The organism is Xanthomonas sp. F4, from assembly GCF_011761895.1.
This window is the reverse complement of sequence record NZ_JAASQX010000001.1, coordinates 923505-941499: the sequence shown is the minus strand read 5'-3', so window position 1 is coordinate 941499 and position 17995 is coordinate 923505. Positions and strand designations below refer to the sequence as shown.

The 17995-nt window shown below is 68.3% G+C and carries 12 protein-coding genes; 9 read left to right on the top strand and 3 right to left on the bottom strand.

Annotated elements, in window-relative coordinates; all coding sequences use genetic code 11:
- Positions 1-243: 243 nt before the first annotated feature.
- Entirely contained in the window at positions 244-1257 is a 1014-nt protein-coding gene (locus tag FHR66_RS04250) for a cation diffusion facilitator family transporter (protein ID WP_167087399.1), read from the bottom strand.
- 157 nt (positions 1258-1414) lie between these two features.
- A complete protein-coding gene (locus FHR66_RS04245; RefSeq protein WP_456361738.1) occupies positions 1415-1891 on the bottom strand; it encodes a DUF4142 domain-containing protein in 477 nt (158 codons plus the stop codon).
- Positions 1892-2292: 401 nt separating this feature from the next.
- On the opposite strand from FHR66_RS04245, the gene FHR66_RS04240 reads away from it, so the two are divergent.
- Positions 2293-3174: an SDR family oxidoreductase gene (locus FHR66_RS04240; RefSeq protein WP_167087397.1), complete on the top strand. Its 882-nt coding sequence runs from the start codon at positions 2293-2295 to the stop codon at positions 3172-3174.
- A gap of 27 nt (positions 3175-3201) precedes the next feature.
- Here FHR66_RS04240 and FHR66_RS04235 read toward each other — a convergent pair whose 3' ends face one another.
- Positions 3202-4179: a putative sulfate exporter family transporter gene (locus FHR66_RS04235; RefSeq protein ID WP_208417137.1), complete on the bottom strand. Its 978-nt coding sequence runs from the start codon at positions 4177-4179 to the stop codon at positions 3202-3204.
- 133 nt (positions 4180-4312) lie between these two features.
- On the opposite strand from FHR66_RS04235, the gene FHR66_RS04230 reads away from it, so the two are divergent.
- The 8 genes from FHR66_RS04230 to FHR66_RS04195 all read left to right on the top strand — a co-directional run bounded on the left by FHR66_RS04230 (position 4313) and on the right by FHR66_RS04195 (position 17816).
- The gene (locus FHR66_RS04230; protein ID WP_167087393.1) at positions 4313-5206 is read left to right on the top strand and encodes a LysR family transcriptional regulator; all 894 of its coding nucleotides are present in this window, start codon (positions 4313-4315) and stop codon (positions 5204-5206) included.
- Positions 5207-5535: 329 nt separating this feature from the next.
- Positions 5536-8232, top strand: coding sequence for a TonB-dependent receptor (locus tag FHR66_RS04225; RefSeq protein WP_456361726.1), 2697 nt, complete (start codon positions 5536-5538; stop codon positions 8230-8232).
- Positions 8233-8248: 16 nt separating this feature from the next.
- Positions 8249-9424: an arabinogalactan endo-1,4-beta-galactosidase gene (locus FHR66_RS04220; RefSeq protein ID WP_167087391.1), complete on the top strand. Its 1176-nt coding sequence runs from the start codon at positions 8249-8251 to the stop codon at positions 9422-9424.
- Positions 9421-11982: a beta-galactosidase GalA gene (gene galA, locus FHR66_RS04215; RefSeq protein WP_167087389.1), complete on the top strand. Its 2562-nt coding sequence runs from the start codon at positions 9421-9423 to the stop codon at positions 11980-11982. Before FHR66_RS04220 ends, galA begins: the two co-directional genes overlap by 4 nt.
- Before the next feature lie 570 nt (positions 11983-12552).
- Positions 12553-14643 carry a ferritin-like domain-containing protein gene (locus FHR66_RS04210; RefSeq protein ID WP_167087387.1) on the top strand — a complete coding sequence of 697 codons (2091 nt, stop codon included), beginning with the start codon at positions 12553-12555 and terminating at the stop codon, positions 14641-14643.
- A gap of 12 nt (positions 14644-14655) precedes the next feature.
- Positions 14656-15624, top strand: a complete 969-nt coding sequence (gene bufB, locus FHR66_RS04205; protein WP_167087385.1) for an MNIO family bufferin maturase — start codon at positions 14656-14658, stop codon at positions 15622-15624.
- A complete protein-coding gene (locus tag FHR66_RS04200; protein ID WP_456361725.1) occupies positions 15617-16555 on the top strand; it encodes an HvfC/BufC family peptide modification chaperone in 939 nt (312 codons plus the stop codon). Before bufB ends, FHR66_RS04200 begins: the two co-directional genes overlap by 8 nt.
- Positions 16548-17816, top strand: a complete 1269-nt coding sequence (locus FHR66_RS04195; protein ID WP_167087383.1) for a phosphatidylserine decarboxylase family protein — start codon at positions 16548-16550, stop codon at positions 17814-17816. The genes FHR66_RS04200 and FHR66_RS04195 overlap by 8 nt, the downstream gene beginning before the upstream one ends.
- Positions 17817-17995: the final 179 nt, after the last annotated feature.

The window sequence follows — 17995 nt, the reverse complement described above, 5'->3', positions numbered from 1 at the left end:
CGCGATAGGCGCTATTGGGAAAGCGCGTCGCGGCTGAAGCCGCTCCTACGAAAGCGCCTCGCGGCGCTGGGTGAAGCGCATGCAGCTGATTCGGCATCTAGGCAGCCGTCGAGGCGGACGCCCTTGTAGGATTCGTAGGAGCGGCTTCAGCCGCGACCGGCATTGCCGATAACCGCGGGTAGCCAATTCCGAACCGAAGACACGCGCTGCGCCTGCACGAACATCATCACGCAGCAGTGTTGCCTACGAGTGCGAATGCCCATGCATGTGGCCGTGCCCATGTGTGGGATGAGCATGACCATGATCGTGGTCCTCGTGACCATGCCCATGATGACCGTGACCACCGCCCTCACCCGCCGCGGCCGGCGCGCCGCACGGGGTGGCACCGCAATGGCCGGCTTCCATCTGCAGGGTGATGTGGTCGATGTCGAACTGCGCATGCAGGCCATCGCACAGCGCAGCGCGCAGCGCATCGGCGTCGCCGCCCTCGTCCACCACCACGTGCGCGGTCAGCGCCGGCGTGCTGGAGGCCAGTGCCCACACGTGCAGGTCGTGCACGCTGGCCACGCCGGGCGCCGACTGCAGGTAGCCGCGCACCGCGTCCAGATCCACGCCCTTGGGCACGCCTTCCAACAGCACGTTGACCGCTTCGCGCAGCAGCACCCAAGTCCGTGGCAATACCCACAGACCGATCAGCACCGCCAGGATCGGATCGATCAGCTTCCACCCGGTGACACGGATCGCCAGCGCGCCGACGATCACCGCGACCGAGCCGAGCATGTCGCTCCACACTTCCAGGTAGGCGCCCTTCATGTTGAGGCTCTCGCCGCTGCCGGCCTTGAGCAGGCGCATCGAGATCAGGTTGATCAGCAGGCCGAACGCGGCGATGCCGAGCATGCCGACGGTGGCGATCTCCTGCGGCTGGCGGAAACGCTGTACCGCCTCCCACAGGATGTAGCCGGCCACCACGAACAGCAGTGCGCCATTGACCAGCGCGCCCAGCGCCTCCAGCCGCGCATAGCCATAGCTGCGCTTGGCATCGGGCGGGCGCCGGCTCAGCCGCACCGCCACCAAGGCGATCATCAGCGCCAGCGTGTCGGTGGCCATGTGCGCGGCGTCGGACAACAGCGCCAGGCTGTTGGTGACGAAGGCGCCGGCCACTTCCACCACCAGGAACAGCGCGGTGAGGCCGAGCGCCCACCACAGGGGCTGCTCGTGACGGATTTCGGTGGGGGCGTGGCTGTGATCGTGTCCCATAGGGCGACCGATGGCGATGCGGAGGAAGATAGCCGCTACCTTAGGCCGCCGCCTGCGCGGAGACTATTACACCGCCGGTGCGACGGCCCTGGACCGCAACGAAACGCCGCGCTCGCGGTGCGGGTCGCGGCGGCTCGGCCGCGACCCGCAGCATGGCTCAGCGGCTGGAACCGGCCGGCGTGGCGCCAGCGCTCTGCAGCTGCTGCGCCTTGGCCAGGTGCTCGGCCACATGCGTGCGCGTGGTGCGCAGATGCGCGGCCACTTCCGGGGTCTTGGCCGCAGGGATCAGCGTGCTGTCGAGCATCTGCAGGGCGGCCTGGTGATCCTTGACCATCGCCGCCACGTAGGCCTGCTCGAAGCGATCGCCGTCCAATGCCTGCAGCTTGCCGGCTTCCGCCTTGGCCTTCTGCATCTGCTGCTGCGCAGGCGCGGCCTTGGTGTCGGGACCCCAAGACGCGATCTTGGCGTTGTTGTCGGAATGCTCCTTCACCATCTGCATGGCGTAGTCGCGCACCGGGCCCTTGACCTGCTTCTGCAGGGCCAGATTGGCGGCGTTGACCTCGCTGGTGTTGATCGCCGACAGCACGCCGAGCGCCTGCTTTTCGGTGAGCGCAGCCGTCCGCGCGCCTTGCATGCTGGTCGACGCCGGCGAGGCAGTCGTCGACGGGGCGTTCTGCTGCATCGCGCCGGGATCGCGCATGCCGGCCTGGCCGGAGGTATCGGTCTGTGCGTGGGCCAGGCCGATGCCGAAGACCGACACCAGCGCCAGGGAGAGAACGGAACGGGAAGGACGCATGACGATTTCCTTTGCATGACAGGTGCAGCCATGCTCTGCCGCCTCTCGTGAGCGCCTGGTTGAACGTGGGTGCACACGATGCGAAATGCTGCAGCCGCAAAAGGGACCAATGCTCACCCAGCATCGCTTGCAGAGATTTATGTAATGCCCGCGACGATTGACGCCACCGCGATCCGTACCTCACACCCCCCAACGCGCCGCGGCCCAGGCTGGGGCTATCCCACTCCGGAGCACAGCACATGGCACAGCGACATCTTCCGCTCGCGCAACAGGTGATCGTGATCACCGGCGCCTCCAGCGGCATCGGCCTGTGTACCGCACTCCTGGCCGCCGAACGCGGTGCCCGCCTGGTGCTGGTGGCGCGCAGCCAGGGCGTTCTCGACGCGACCGTGCAGACCATCCGCGATGGCGGCGGCGACGCGCTCGCCGTCGTCGCCGATGTCGCCGAGCGCACGCAGCTGGACGAAGCCGCGGCGGTGGCGATCCGGCACTTCGGGCGCGTCGACACCTGGGTGAACAACGCCGGCGTGGCGATCTACGGCAAGCTTGCCGATGTGGACGATGGCGACAGCAGGCGCCTGTTCGACGTGAACTTCTGGGGCGTGGTGCATGGATCGATGGCGGCGCTGCCGCATCTGCTCGCCTCGCGCGGCACCCTGATCAATCTGGGCAGTGAGGCCTCCGAGGCGGCCCTTCCGCTACAGGGCATGTATGCGGCGTCCAAGCACGCGGTAAAGGGCTTTACCGACACCTTGCGGATCGAACTGGACCAGCTGGACGGCGCACCGATATCGGTGGTGCTGATCCAGCCGACCGCGGTGAACACGCCGTATCCGCAGCATGCGCGCAACTATCTGCGCGAGGAACCGACGCTGCCCAAACCGATGATCGCACCGCTGCGGGTCGCCGAGGCGATCCTGCATGCGGCCGAACACGGCGGTCGCGATGTCAAGGTCGGCATGCTGGCCAGCGCCAACGTGGCGATGACCCACTTGCTGCCGCGCCTGGCCGACCGGCTCTCGGCGCTGCGCAGCGAACAGCAGCGGCAGGCGCAGCCGGCGCGCGACCCACAAGGCACGCTGTACCTCGCTGGCGAGAGCGGCCGCATCCACGGCGACTGACCACGAACGCGCCGCGTCGTACCGCGCTTACGGCAACCAGCGCAGCAGCAGCACGCTGAGGCTGGCCAGCGCCAGCAGCGATAGCGTGCCGGCGGCGAGCACGCGGCCACCGGAGGCGAGCACGCTGCGCAGATTCACCGACAGGCCCAGTGCCGCCATCGCCACCAGGGTGAACAGCAGCGACAGCGTTTGCGCCGCCTCGATCACTGGGGCCGGCAGCACGCCCAGCGCGCGCAGGCCCATCATGCCGACGAAACCGAACACGAACCACGGCACCAGCGCATGCAGTGGGCGCCGCTGCGCCGGCGATCCGCCGCGGATCAAGCCCAGCAGCAGCATCACCGGCCCCAGCATCAACACCCGCATCAGCTTCACCAACGCGCCCACCTGCGCGCTGACCGCCCCCACCGGCACGGTTGCCGCCAGCACCTGCGGCACGGCGTAGACGGTCATGCCGGCGAGGATGCCGTAGTGGCGCTGGTCCAGCCCCAGCAACGGCACCGCCAGCGGCAGCAGCAGCACCACCAGCACGCCCAGGGCGGCGGTGAACGCGATCGAGGCGGCGACGTCGTCGGAGTCGGCATCGATCACCGGCGCGGCGGCGACGATCGCCGAATTGCCGCAGATCGCGTTGCCGCAGGCGACCAGCGTGGCCAGCCGCGACGGCAACCCCAGCGCGCGGCCGATGCCGTAGCCGAGCGCGATCGCCAGCAGCACCACCGCGGCGATGGCGCCCAGCAACAGACCGCCGGCGGCGCCGATGGCGCCGATGCCGACCGAGGCGCCGAGCAGCACGATCGCCAGTTCCAGCGGCAGCTTGGCGGCGAAGGCGATGCCGGCGTGGCTGGACGGCGGCAGCCGCCAGGCGGTGCGCAGCAGCGTGCCGAGCACGATCGCGAACACCAACGCGTCGATCCAGCGCCGACCCAGCCACTGCAGTTGCGCGCGCTCGGCCAGCCAGGCCAGCGCCGCCACCGCGATGGCCAGGGCCAGCCCGGGCAGCAAGGTCGAAGGTCTGTGCAAGTGCGTACGCATGGGAGCGGTCCGGATCGAAGTGGCGGCAGATTGCGCCCGTTGACCATTTCGATCCATCGCATAATGACGCACACTTCATTCGATCCATCCGAACGGTCCTCGCATGACCCTGGAACAACTCGCGCTGTTCGTGGCGGTGGCCGAGCGCCAGCACCTGACCCTGGGCGCACAGGCCGCGCATCGCACGCCCTCGGCCGCCAGCGCCGCGATCAAGGCGCTGGAGCATCGGTACGGGGTGGCGCTGTTCGACCGGGTCGGCCGCGGCCTAGTGCTGACCGCGGCCGGGGCGGCGTTCTGCGAGGACGCCAAGGCGATCCTGGCGCGCAGCCGCGCCGCCGAGCTGGCGCTGAGCGAATGGCGCGGCGTGCTGCGCGGCACGCTCGACCTGCACGCCAGTCAGACCGTGGCCAGCTACTGGTTGCCGACGCGGCTGATGGCGTTCCATGCGCGCTATCCGCAGATCGAGATCCGCCTGAGCGTGGGCAACACCGACAGCGTGGCGCGTGCGGTACGCGAGGGGCGCGCCGAATTGGGCTTCGTCGAGGGGCGCGTGCAGGCCGCAGAACTGCGGAGTTCGCCGCTGGACCACGATCGGCTGAGCGTGGTGGCCGCGCCGGACCACCCGCTGGCCGGGCGCCGCCGCCCCGGGCTGGCACGGCTGGTCGCGGACAGCACCTGGATCATGCGCGAACCCGGCTCGGGCACCCGTTCGGCGTTCGAGGCGGCGCTGCGCACCGCCGGCATCGCCCCGGACCGCCTGCGCGTGGCGCTGTCCCTGCCCTCCAACGAAGCGGTGCTGTCGGCGGTGCAGGCCGGGCACAGCCTGGCGGCGATCTCGGAGCTGGCCGCGGCGCCTTGGCTGGAGAGCGGCCGCCTGCAGCGCCTCGCCGTGACGCTGAGCGAACGCACCTTCCATGCGCTGCACCACCGCGAACGCAGCCTGGGCGCGGCGGCGGCGGCCCTGCTCGGCTTGCAGACCCCATCCGCCACGGCCTGAGCACAGCGCAGACCGGGTGACGCGCCGCGGCGCGCGACATCCATTCCAAAACGAGATAGCCCTCGGCAAATGCTTCATTGGAATGGAATGCCTTGCGCTTCTATCCTCGCTCCCGGTCTCTCGCGCGCCAAGGCAGCGGAACGGGGATGTCCCCGGCGCCGCCGCAGGACATGCCACGCCCGCCCTGCCGCGCCGACAGACACGCCATCGAGGACAACGACCAGGACAGCCTGCAGTCACGCACGCCGTCCTGTCGATGCCCCCAGGACCGGACCCTTCCGGCCCATGCCAACTTGCTCGGTCACTTTTTGTCCTGGGAGGGAACAAAAATGCCTTTGGAACAGCTCCGTCGCCCGCTCGGCCGGCGCGCGCATCGTCCTGCCGCCCGCACCCTGCTGGGCGCGGCCATCGTCCTGGTCCTGTCCGGCAACTTCGCCGCGCACGCGCAGAGCGCCACCGCCGATCCGGCGGCCGCGGCCACGCCGCCCTCCACGCCCGACGCCAAGAACGGCCAGCAACCGGTCACCCTGGACAACGTGATGGTGGTCGGCCAGCGCGCCAGCCTGGAGCAGGCGGTGCAGGCCAAGCAGCTCGACGACCACGTGGTCGAGGTGATCTCCGCCGACAACATGGGGCAGATGCCCAACGTCACCGTGGCCGAGGCGCTGGTGCGCCTGCCCGGCGTCAACGGCACTCGCGACCGCGGCAACGAAAGTCTGGCCACGGTGCGCGGCCTGGGCCCGCGCATGACCATGGGCACGGTCAACGGCCGCGAGATCGCCTCCTCCGAACCCAACCGCGCGGTGCGCTGGGAGGTGTTCCCCACCGAGATCGTCTCCACCGTCAAGGTCTACAAGACCCCTTCGGCGGACCTGATCGCCGGCGGCATCGCCGCCACCGTGGACATCTCCACCATCAACCCGCTCGATCACACCGGCCCGACCTTCGTCGCCACCGCCGGCCCGGTCTACTACGACGAGGCCAAGGACGCACGCGACTACTCGCCGTGGGGCCAGCGTCTGGGCGCGAGCTGGATCCACCGCATCAACGACAACCTGGCGGTCGCGTTCGGCGCCACCTACCAGAAGCAGAAGAACGCCGGCGTCTCGATCGGCACCTGGGGTTACACCGACGCCAGCAGCGCGCGCGACGTCGATGGCGACGGCAAGGTCGACTACACGCCCTGGGGCGCGGCCGACCAGCTCAAGCTGACCGAGCAGACCCGCACCGGCGCGATGGGCACCGTGCAGTGGCGCTCGGGCAACCTGGAACTCAAGCTCGACGGGCTGTACTCGCGCATCCGCATCGACGAGGACCAGCGCCAGAACTGGTTCAACAACCTCGGCTACAGCATCTATTCGACCAGCAACCCGTACACCACGCCCGGCTCGTCCTACACCATCGTCGACGGCGACGTGGTCGCCGGCACCCTGGCCAATTCCAGGCTGCAGGTGGACCACGTCATCGCCAACTACAACGAGGTCAAGACGCTGGCGGCCGGCGGCCTCAACGCCAAGTGGCGCGGCGACGTGTGGACGCTGGGCAGCGACCTGTCGTTCTCGCAGGCCAAGCGCGACAACGACTGGCGCGCGGTGCGCTTCGGCAGCAACCCGGACACGGTGTCGTTCGACTTCCGCCATGGCGTCACCCCCACCATCAGCACCAGCTCCGATGCGCCGGAATGGGGCATCAGCGGCCAGACCGAACCGCAGGCGCTGCGCGACCGCATCGCCGCGCTGGCACTGAGCGCCAGCCGCGCGATCGAGGATTCGCCGATCACCGCGCTGGAGTTCGGCGCGCGCGCCGCACGCCGCGAGAAGCAGAACCGCCATTTCACCAGCTTCCAGTCCGGCTACGACCAGCCGATCTCCGCCTACCAGAACCTGATCTACCCGGTAACGATGCCGGATCTGAACGTGCCGACGCTGACCGGCGGCGACCTGGACGCGATCGCCAAGCTCGGCTTCGGCGGCTTCGATCCCGGCCTGGCCGCCGAACAGCGCCTGGACCACTGGAACGTCGAGGAGAACGTGCGCGAGGCCTTCGCCAAGGCGGTGTTCAGTGCGCAGTGGTTCGGCGTGGACGTCACCGGCAACGCCGGCGTACGCGTGGTCCACACCGACACCGACAGCCATGGCTACGACACCGTCGGCGGCGTGGTGCAGCCGAGCAGCGCCGGCAAGACCTACACCGACGTACTGCCCAGCGCCACGGTCAACTTCCTGATCGACCCCGAGCGCATCCTGCGCGTGTCGGTGGCCAAGGTGATGGCGCGGCCGCCGTTGGACGAACTGCGCACCGGGCGCGCGCTCGACGATCCCAACACCACCGTCGGCCAGCTCACCGGCAGCGGCGGCAACCCGCAACTCAACCCGTTCCGCGCCACCCAGCTCGACCTGTCCTACGAGTGGTATTTCCACAAGGAAGCGCTGGCGGCGCTGGCGCTGTACCGCAAATGGGTGGATTCGAGCATCGGCTACAAGACCCAGCACGAGACCATCGACGGCCGCGACTACCTGATCAGCGGGCCGTTCAACGGTGGCGGCGGCTACATCAACGGCGCCGAGCTGACCTTCCAGACCCCGTTCTTCTTCATCCCGCACATGGAGAACTTCGGCATCTACTCGAACTACTCGTACGTGGAGTCCAACCTGCACGAGTTCTCGCCGGCGGACAATCCGCTGCCGCTCAGCGGCCTGGCGCGCAACACCGGCACGCTGGACCTCTGGTACAACAACGGCAGTTTCGAAGCGCGGATCGGCTACAAGTACCACAGCCCCTACACCGTGGTGTACGGCTGGAACGCGGCGCGGCTGGCGCGACTGGAGAGCGAAGGCACGGTGGACCTGAGCCTGGCCTGGCGCTACAGCGAGCACCTGGGCTTCAAGTTCCAGGTCGGCAACCTGACCAACGAACCACTGCGCGCCTACAGCGACAACAAGCGCAACCGGCTCGCCAACCAGGACGATGGCGGCTACCAGTTGTTCGGGCGCCGCTTCGCCCTGGAAGCGACCTACACGTTCTGAGCCGGTGGAGACCCGCATGCGATCCAAACGCACCTGGCTACCGGCGCTCGCGCTGGCCCTCGCCGCTGCCCTCGCCGCGCCCATGGCCGGCGCCGGCCCGCTGTACCTGGGCGCCGACCTGTCCTACGTCAACGAGATGGAAGATTGCGGCGTGCAGTACCGCGAGCACGGTACGGTGCGCGACCCGTTCGAGCTGTTCCACGCGCACGGCGCCAACCTGGTGCGCGTGCGCCTGTGGAACGATGCGCGCTGGACCCGCTACAGCGACCTGAGCGACGTCAAGAAGACCATCCGTCGCGCGCGTGCGCAGGGCATGCAGGTGCTGCTGGACTTCCACTACTCCGACGACTGGGCCGACGGCGACAAGCAATTGATCCCCAAGGCCTGGGCCTCGATCACCGACCAGGACGAACTGGCGCGCACGCTGTACGGCTTCACCTATGACACGCTGAGCGCGCTGGACCGTGCCGGGCTGATGCCGGAACTGGTGCAGGTGGGCAACGAGAGCAATTCCGACCTGATGGACAGCCAGCCCTGGGACAAGCGCCGGCCGATCGACTGGACCCGCAACGCCAAGCTGTTCAACGCCGGCATCCAGGCAGTGCGCGACGCCGGCGCGCGCTCGACGATCAAACCGAAGGTGATGCTGCATATCGCCCAGCCGGAGAACGTGGAGCCGTGGTTCGCCGACGCCGCCAAGGCCGGCGTGCGCGACTTCGACTTCATCGGCATCAGCTACTACCGCAAGTGGTCGCGCGAGACCATGGACCAGCTCGGCGCCACCATCAAGCGCCTGCGCCAGCGCTATCCGGCCGAGGTGATGGTGGTGGAGACCGCCTACCCGTGGACGCTGGAGAGCGGCGATTCCTCGCCCAACCTGCTCGGCGCCGACTCGCTGATTCCGGGCTACCCGGCCACGCCGCAGGGCCAGCTGAAGTACCTGGTCGACCTCACCCAGCTGGTGGTCGACAACGATGGCAGCGGCGTCGTGTACTGGGAGCCGGCCTGGACCAGCAACCAGTGCAAGACCCGCTGGGGCGTCGGTTCCTCGTGGGAGAACGCCAGCTTCTTCGATTTCCGCCACGGCAACGAACTGCTGCCTGGCATCGGCTTCATGCAGCATGCCTACCGGCCGGCCGCGGCCACGGCAGCGAGCAAGGCCGACGCGCCGGCGCAGGACGCGCGGCCATGATCGAACTGAGCCGCCGCGACCTCCTGCGCTCGCTGGTCGCCGGCGGCGTGCAGGTGGCAGTGCCCGGTGCGGCCGCGGCGCTGGCGCCTGCCGCGCTGGCCGCCACGCCCGCCAGCGGTAGCGCCGCGTCACCGCTGTCGCTGGACCTGGACGACGACGCGCCGCGCCGGCGCCTGCTGTGCGATACCGGCTGGCGCTTCCATCTCGGCCACGCCGACGATCCGGCGCGCGACTTCAACTTCGGCACCTTCCAGCGCACCTACGCCAAGGCCGGCAAGGACACCGCCGACGCCGCCCTGCTCGGCTTCGACGACAGCGACTGGGAGCGCATCGACCTGCCGCACGACTGGGCAGTCACGCTGCCGCCACGGAAGGACCCGACCTCCACCCTGGTCAACGGCGAAGACCCGGCCGCCGCGCATGGCTACACGCCGCTGGGCCGCACCGATCCGCAGACCAGCATCGGCTGGTACCGGCGCGTGCTGGAGATTCCGGCCGAGGACCTGGGCAAGCGGATCAGCCTGGAATTCGACGGCGTGTTCCGCGACTGCATCGTGTTCTGCAACGGCCACATCGTCGGCCGCAACGGCAGCGGCTACTGCGGCTTCGAGGTCGACCTCAGCGACGTGCTCGACTGCGGCGCCAGGAACATCATCGCCGTACGCGTGGACGCCACCCTCGGCGAAGGCTGGTTCTACGAAGGCGCCGGCATCTACCGCCACGTCTGGCTGCGCACCACCGACGCGCTGCACGTGCCGATGGATGGCGTCTTCGTGCGCAGCGCCTGGGACGGCGGCGACGCACAAGCAATGGTGGAAACCGAACTCGGCAACAACGGCGCGACGCCGCGCCAGTGCAGCGTGGTGTCGGTGATCCGCGCCCCCGACGGGCGCATCGTCGCCCAGGCCAGCTCGGCGCCGATCACGGTCGAACCGGGCGTGGTGCAGCGCGTGCAGCAGACCCTGGACCTGGGCACACCCGCGCCGTGGTCGCCGGAAACCCCGCAGCGCTACACCCTGTCCACGCGCCTGCTCGGCGATGGCCGCACCTGCGACGCGACCACCACGCACTTCGGCGTGCGCCGCCTGCAGTTCGATCCGCAGCGCGGCCTGCTGCTCAACGGCGCCGTCTACAAGCTGCACGGCACCAACAACCACCAGGACCATGCCGGCGTCGGCACCGCCATTCCCGACCGCCTGCACGAATGGCGCCTGCGCCAGCTCAAGTCGATGGGCTGCAACGCCTACCGCAGCGCGCACAACCCGGCCTCGCCCGCCGTGCTGGAACTGTGCGACCGGCTGGGCCTGTTGCTGATCGACGAGACCCGGCGCATGTCCTCCGACGACGAGGCCATGGCCGAACTGACGTCGATGGTGCGGCGCGGCCGCAACCATCCCTGCGTGATGCTGTGGTCGCTGGGCAACGAAGAGCCGCAGATGGTCACCGCGCGCGGCGCGCGCATCGTCGCGCGCATGCAGCGTCTGGTCCGCCGCCTGGACCCGACCCGGCCCACCACCTTCGCCATGGACAAGGGCTTCGACGACGGCGTCGGCCAGGTCGTGGACGTGGTCGGCTTCAACTACCGCACCACGCAGATGGACGCCTTCCATGCGCGCCATCCGCAGATCCCGGTCTACGGCAGCGAAACCGGCAGCACCGTCGGCGTGCGCGGCAACTACCGCACCGACGACGTGCGCGGCTACGCCCGCGCCTACGACCTCGACTACCCCTGGTGGGCCAGCAGCGCCGAAGCCTGGTGGAGCTATGTCGCGCAGCGCCCGTACATCGCCGGCGGCTTCGTCTGGACCGGCTTCGACTACCGCGGCGAACCGACCCCGTACAACCGCTGGCCGAACGTGGCCTCGCAGTTCGGCATCCTCGACAGCTGCGGCTTTCCCAAGGACAACTACTGGTACTACCGCGCGCAGTGGACCGCCGAGCCGGTGCTGCACCTGTTCCCGCACTGGAACTGGGACGGCCTGCTGGACGAGCGCGACAACGGCATGGTCGACGTGTGGTGCCACAGCAACCTGGACGCGGTGGAACTGCTGGTCAACGGCGTCAGCCAGGGCCTGCAACAGGTGCCGGCCTACGGTCACGTCGAGTGGCACGTGCGCTACGCCCCCGGTCGCATCGAAGCGCGCGGCTACCGCGGCGGCAAGCAGGTGCTGACGCAGCTGCGCGAGACCGTCGGCGCCCCGACCGCAGTGCGCCTGCGTTGCGAGCGCGCCACCCTGCTGGCCGACGCCGAAGATGTCGCCGTGGTCGCGGTGGAAATCGTCGACGCGAAGGGCCGCGTCGTACCCACCGCCAGCGACGCCGTGCGCTTCGCCGTCCGCGGCCCTGGCCGCCTGATCGGCGTGGGCAACGGCGACCCGTCCAGCCACGAGAGCGACAAGGCCGACCATCGCCACGCCTTCAACGGCCTGTGCATGGCCTTGCTGCAGACCACGCGCACGGCGGGCACGCTGACGTTGGAAGCTACGGCACCTGGGTTGGCACCGGCTCGGTTGGCGTTGCCTGTGGAACGCGCGCGATCGCGTCCGTTCGTGGCGTAAGCACTGGGCGCCTTCGCTGCTGCGAGGGTGCGGCGATGGACACAGGGCAGCTGCACTTCGGCGGCGGCATCATTGCCGGCCTCCTGCGCCCCAACCTTGATCATTGCCAGTCGAGGCACGTGCGGCTTCCGGCCGGATGGCGTCAATGCGCCCAGCATCACGCCCGCGCTTGTCCATGGCGCGATGGCCACCGCGTCGTCACCGCAATGCGTGGGATGCGCAGGCGCGTCCCGCGACATCTCACCGTCATACCTTCAGCATCGTCGCGTCACCAACTCTGAAACAACGCTGCGGGCGTCTCGTCAAGTAGACACTTTGAGACAAGTGTCGCAGATCAATTGACGCACTTTGCGCCGACGCCTATATCTCGCATCACACGGCGGGCATGCGGGGGCATGCCGACACCACCGACTCGCATCGTAGCCACTTTTCGCGCGACACCGCTTCGCGCACCCAGCATCCGTATCGACTCAACGCCTCACCCGCACCACCACGTGGAACACGCAGGTGCAGTTGCTCGCGCCTGCTCATCACCCAGCCCAACGCCAGGCCCACCACGGAGAAGGTTTCATGAGCGCATCGCAAGCCCCTGCCATCCGCGGCATCATCCCCAAGCAGCCGATTCAGATCACCGGACAGCCACTGAGCGAACTGGCCGCCGACACCGCCGCGCTGAAGGCTCTGGTGCAGGCCGCGGTCAACGTGGAGCTGTTCACCATCCCGCTGTACATGTGCACGATGAAGTCGATCCAGGGCACGCACGCGATCAACGCCAGCGGCATTTCCTACTACAAGGGCCGCGTCTGGCCGGGCATGGCGACCGGCGTCGTGGTGCCTGCCGACGACACCTCGCCCGCGACTGCACCACAGCGCGCCTACAACCTGCTGTTCTCGGTCTTCATCGACGAGATGCTGCACCTGCAGATGGCGGCCAACATCTGCAACGCCGTTGGCGTGCAGCCCAATTTCAACAGCCCGCTGCTGCAGGACGCCAACTACAACTGGATCTGCTACGGCCCCACGCAGACCGTCATTCCGCACGTGATCGATCTGCGCGACCTGAAAGATCCCTCGGTCGGCAGCAACCTGACCGTGCAGCTATCCGAACTGAGTGAAGACCAGGTCACCTTGTTCACCCTCATCGAAGAAGACCACGCGGCCGCGCTTGCCAGGATCAAGTCCGACCCAGGTAATGCGTATTTCCCCCAGGTCCCGTTCGCGGACTGGACGGCACAAAGCAAGGAAACCGACCTGCCGCTGTTCGGGACGATCGGATGGATGTACTACAGCCTTTACCGGTACATGACCATCAAGTACGAGGACGGACAGCTGCTGTGGGAGAAACTGTTCGTCGGACCCGTCAGGCAGTGGGACCTGTTCAACAGCACGGCCAAGTCTGCGGAAAGGGAGTATCCGCTGATGCCGACGCAGATCACCGCCAAGGCCGCGGTGACCGCCGGTATGCAGGCGATCACCATGATGGCCGCCATCTGCGACCAGGGCGAAGGCGGCATCGACGCATCGACCACCCGCGAGTTCCTGAACATGCTGCACGCGCGTGCGCTGGAGATTGGCATGTCCCTGGCCGAGATCAACAGCGTGGTTCCGACGTTCCAGCCGGACAAGGAGGCGATGGCCAACAACCACCCCTCCTATACCGACACCGGCGCATCGGCCACCTCCACGGATGCCGACGCACGCGCGACCAATGGCGCCCTGGACCACCACCAGCGTTTCGAGAACCTGCTGGGACTGGTCGGACAGGTGCAGACCTGGAGCCAATGGCATGCGATTTCGAGCAACGTCTGGACGGGCGCGATGCTGACCACCTCCGATTTCGATCCCACCACCGCGCCAAGCAACATCCCCAAGCCCGACGACGTGGCCACCGCACTCAACAAGCTGAAAAAGGTCGATCCCACCGCGCTGGACAACGTCGCGCAAGGCGCGCTCGCCGGCATCACCACGGTGTTGAGCACGTCGTGGGGCGCCACCGATGTCCAGTTCCCGTATCCGTCGATGGTCGGCTCCGGCGATCGCCTGGGCCTGTACTGGGCGATCTACGGCAGCGCGCCCACCTTGCAGAAGGTGACCAGCAGCACGCAGGCGACAAGCACACTGCTGCACGCCTGCCAGGGACTCGCCCTCGATGGATCCGGCGGCGACTGCGCGGCGCCGGCGATCTATCACAGCTGCAAGGGTTCCAACCACTGCGCCACCCAGGGCGGCTGCGGATTCGTGCAATCGGTGGACGGCGGCGGCAATTGCTCGCAGGCCATCGGCGGCGGTTGCGGTCAGCGCGTCGCGGCGGCGGCACAGGCGGCGGCCAAGGCCGCAGCGGGCGAACAGGTCGGCGGAACCTGCGGCGCGCCCACGCTGTACAGCGCGCCAGCCAACAACAAGTGCGGCGGCTTCGGCGGTTGTGCCGTGCCGATCTCGGCATCGCAACTCTATCCGGCTGCCGGCACCATGCAGGTCTTCGACTTCACCGCCCCGGACAACACCCCGACGCCCTTGACGACGCAGGCGTTCGCCGTCGGCGATGCGGTCTACGACATCGCGTGGGAGGCATACAAGAAGGTGATGACCGAGCGCAAACTGCCGGTGGGCGACCAGCCAAAGCCCACCGACCTGCGCGTCGCCCTGCCGCCCTCGACCTGAGGAGGCAAGGCGATGGCGGACATTGCAGACCCGACGCGCGCGCGGCCGCAGCAGGCAGCGCCAAATGCCGCACCACCGCGTCTGGGCCTGCCGAACCTGGGCTTCGGCGTCGGCCTGCGCCCGCAGCATCTCCCGGCCATTCTGGCCGGGGGAGCGCGTGTGGACTGGTTCGAGATCATCTCCGAAAACTACATCGAGGACGCCGGCTACCAGCGCGCGATGTTGAACGCGCTCGCCAAGCAGACGCCCATCGTCATGCATGGGGTCTGTCTTTCGATCGGATCGGACGCACCGCTGGATCACGACTATCTCGGCAAGCTCAAGCGCCTGGCGCGCGACGTCGACGCGGCATGGATCTCGGACCATCTGTGCTGGACCGGACTCGGCTCGCACAATGCGCACGATCTGCTGCCGTTGCCGTTCAATGCGGAATCCTTCGCGCATGTGCGCGATCGCGTGCTGCAGGTCCAGGACATCCTGGGCAGGCCGCTGGTGCTGGAGAACCCCTCCAGCTACGTGCAGTTCCAGACCTCGACCATGCCCGAATGGGAGTTCCTCGGCGGCCTGGCCGATGCCACCGACTGCGGCATTCTGCTCGACGTCAACAACGTCTACGTGAGCGCGCACAACCATCGCTTCGATCCCGAGCGCTACCTGCGCGCCCTGCCCGCCGATCACGTGGTGCAACTGCACCTGGCCGGCCCCACCCGCCACGGCGATTGCCTGATCGACACCCACGACCAACCGGTGCCTGGCCGCGTCTGGGAACTGTATGCGCTCGCGCAGCAACTCACCGGCGGCGTGTCCACCCTGCTGGAATGGGACGCCAGGCTGCCGGACTACGACGGCCTGCTGGAAGAACTGGACAAGGCACGCGCCGTCATGGCCGGCACGATGCCGGCCATGGCCGATCCCGTCTGCGCCGAGCACGCCGTGTCCACGCCGTTGCACTACGCACCAAGGGAACCTGCCGATGCCTGACGCCGCCGTCATCGGAACGGCGCCGGCAGCGCTCGCCCACGTGCAGCGCTGGATGCTGAGCGCCACCACGCATCCTGGCGGACTCGCGGCTGGCCTCCGCTACGCCGGCGACCTGCACGGATTGGATGCCGCCAGGCTGCTGACGTTGCCGGAGGGGGCCGATCCGCAGGCGCGACTGGCGATCTACGCCAACGGCTATTGGCAACGCCTGATCGAGGCGCTGCGTGCCGAATTCCCGGCACTGTGCCGCCTGCTCGGCGACGACCTGTTCGGCTTCTTCGCCCGCGCCTACCTCAGCGCGCACCCGCCGCGTGCGCCATCGCTGCATACGCTGGGTGCGGGATTTCCCGCCTTCCTGCGCGCTTCCCAGCGCCGCCAGGGCCAGGCGCGTGATCGCTTCCCCGTGCAACTGGCGTGGCTGGAGCGCACCCTGGCCGAGGCCAGCCGTGCCGAGGGCCTGGAAGCCGAAGCGCACGCGCCAGCCGTCGACGCCTCTGCGCTCGCGCTCGGCTGGCCTTGCCGCATCGGCGTGCCGGCGACCACCCGCTTGGCCATGCTGTCCTATCCATGCGCCGCGTTTCGCGATTGGCTGTCCGGCACCGCGACCTCGGTGCCGGAACCCGCGCAACCCAGCTTCCTGTGCATTGGCCGCCATCGGTTCCGCACCACCATCGCAGCGCTGAGCGATTGGCAGTTCTTCGCGTTGCGCCATGCCGCGCGCGGACGACGTCCACTGCAGGCCTGCGCCCAGGCGGCCGCGCGGCGCACCGGCCGCGATACGGGCGAGGTGTTGGCCCTGCTCGCGCTATGGCTGCCCGATGCGCAGGCATCGAGCCTGGTGACGCTGACACCGCTCAACACGCCCGCACCGCCGGCTTTGCACCTCCCCAGCGCTTTCATCCACCGCGACAAGGACACCGCACATGACTGACATGAACGAAAGTGCGCTCGACACGCATTACCGGAACAGCTTCGGCTGGCTCGCCGGCTACTTGCCGGAAGATCGCAGCGGCCTGCGGCACTGGCATGCCGCGTTTCGCGAACGCGCCCTGCGACACCGCGACGGCACGGCACCAGGTTATGCGCACGATGCCGTGCAACGCCTGGCCGACCTGATCGCGACCGACCCGATCGTGCGGATGTACGTGACCGAGGCCATCGCCCAGATCGTCCAGCAGCCGCCGAACATCACCTCCATCGACGACATGCTGGCGCAACTGGACCTGATCTGCACCACCGCGCCCGAGTACAACGCCAACCCGAACAAGCGCGTGCTGTTTCCCATGTCGGCGTTGTTCGTCGACATGATGGCGACCCCGGCCGGCAAGGCGCTGTTCCGTCTCGACGCCTTCAACGAAGGCCTCCGCGCCATCCTCGAGACCTGGGCCGCCTATCTCGACAGCCCGGCGAGTTGCTCGGTACTGAATCCGGACCCAGTGACCGGTTGGCTCGGCACGGCCGCCATCGCTGAATTCAAGCTCGCCGACTTCGTGATCGACTGGGACGCCGAGTACGGCGGCTTCGGCTCCTACAACGCGTTCTTCCATCGCGAGATCCAGTCCAAGGTTCGCCCCATCGCCGGCGTCGGCAACCCCGGCATCGTCACCTCGCCGAACGATGGGACGGTCTACCGCATCGCCACCGGCGTGCAGCAGACCGCGGTGTTCTGGATCAAGGAGAAGGCCTACTCCTTGCAGGACATGCTGGCCAACCCCGACCCGGCGACGCTGCAGCGCTTTGTCGGCGGCACCGTCGTGCAAATCTTCCTGAGCGGTGCCGACTACCACCGCTGGCACGCACCGGTCGACGGCGTAGTGGCGTACCGCAACGTGGACGGACTGCTGTTCAGCGAAAACGAGGACAGCACGTTCGATAAAGATGCCGGCGTGGCCTCGCAGGTGTACGGCGCAGCCGTCAACAACCGCGGCATCGTCGCCATCACCGCCGACGACGCGCGGATCGGCACGGTGTTCGTCATGCCGATCGGCATCACCGAGATTTCCTCGCTGACCCAGACCGTGGCCGATGGCCAGCACGTCAGCAAGGGCGAGGAGCTGGGCTATTTCAGCTACGGCGGGTCGACGCTGTGCGTGGTGTTCGAGAAGAAGGTGTCGCTGAACTTCGGCGCTCTCAAGCAGGGCGCGACCCTCCAGGTCAACGCGCAACTGGCGACGGTGAACCTCCCGGTCTGAGCTGTCGCCCGCGCTGCGAACGCGCCAGACGCCGCCGCGGACTTGCGGCTGCGTCCGGTCTCGCCTCCACGCGTCCGCCAGTCCATCGTTGCCACGATCACCAGCCATACCGGCGGCCAGTCGAGCGTCATGCGTCGCCACCTTTCTCCTGGTGGCGCACGGCCAAGAAGAGCGCCTAC

Coding starts and splice junctions, on each gene's coding strand:
- FHR66_RS04250 (WP_167087399.1), bottom strand. CDS start 1,257: ATGGGACACGATCACAGCCACGCCCCCACCGAAATCCGTCACGAGCAG.
- FHR66_RS04245 (WP_456361738.1), bottom strand. CDS start 1,891: ATGCAAGGCGCGCGGACGGCTGCGCTCACCGAAAAGCAGGCGCTCGGC.
- FHR66_RS04240 (WP_167087397.1), top strand. CDS start 2,293: ATGGCACAGCGACATCTTCCGCTCGCGCAACAGGTGATCGTGATCACC.
- FHR66_RS04230 (WP_167087393.1), top strand. CDS start 4,313: ATGACCCTGGAACAACTCGCGCTGTTCGTGGCGGTGGCCGAGCGCCAG.
- FHR66_RS04225 (WP_456361726.1), top strand. CDS start 5,536: ATGCCTTTGGAACAGCTCCGTCGCCCGCTCGGCCGGCGCGCGCATCGT.
- FHR66_RS04220 (WP_167087391.1), top strand. CDS start 8,249: ATGCGATCCAAACGCACCTGGCTACCGGCGCTCGCGCTGGCCCTCGCC.
- galA (WP_167087389.1), top strand. CDS start 9,421: ATGATCGAACTGAGCCGCCGCGACCTCCTGCGCTCGCTGGTCGCCGGC.
- FHR66_RS04210 (WP_167087387.1), top strand. CDS start 12,553: ATGAGCGCATCGCAAGCCCCTGCCATCCGCGGCATCATCCCCAAGCAG.
- bufB (WP_167087385.1), top strand. CDS start 14,656: ATGGCGGACATTGCAGACCCGACGCGCGCGCGGCCGCAGCAGGCAGCG.
- FHR66_RS04200 (WP_456361725.1), top strand. CDS start 15,617: ATGCCTGACGCCGCCGTCATCGGAACGGCGCCGGCAGCGCTCGCCCAC.
- FHR66_RS04195 (WP_167087383.1), top strand. CDS start 16,548: ATGACTGACATGAACGAAAGTGCGCTCGACACGCATTACCGGAACAGC.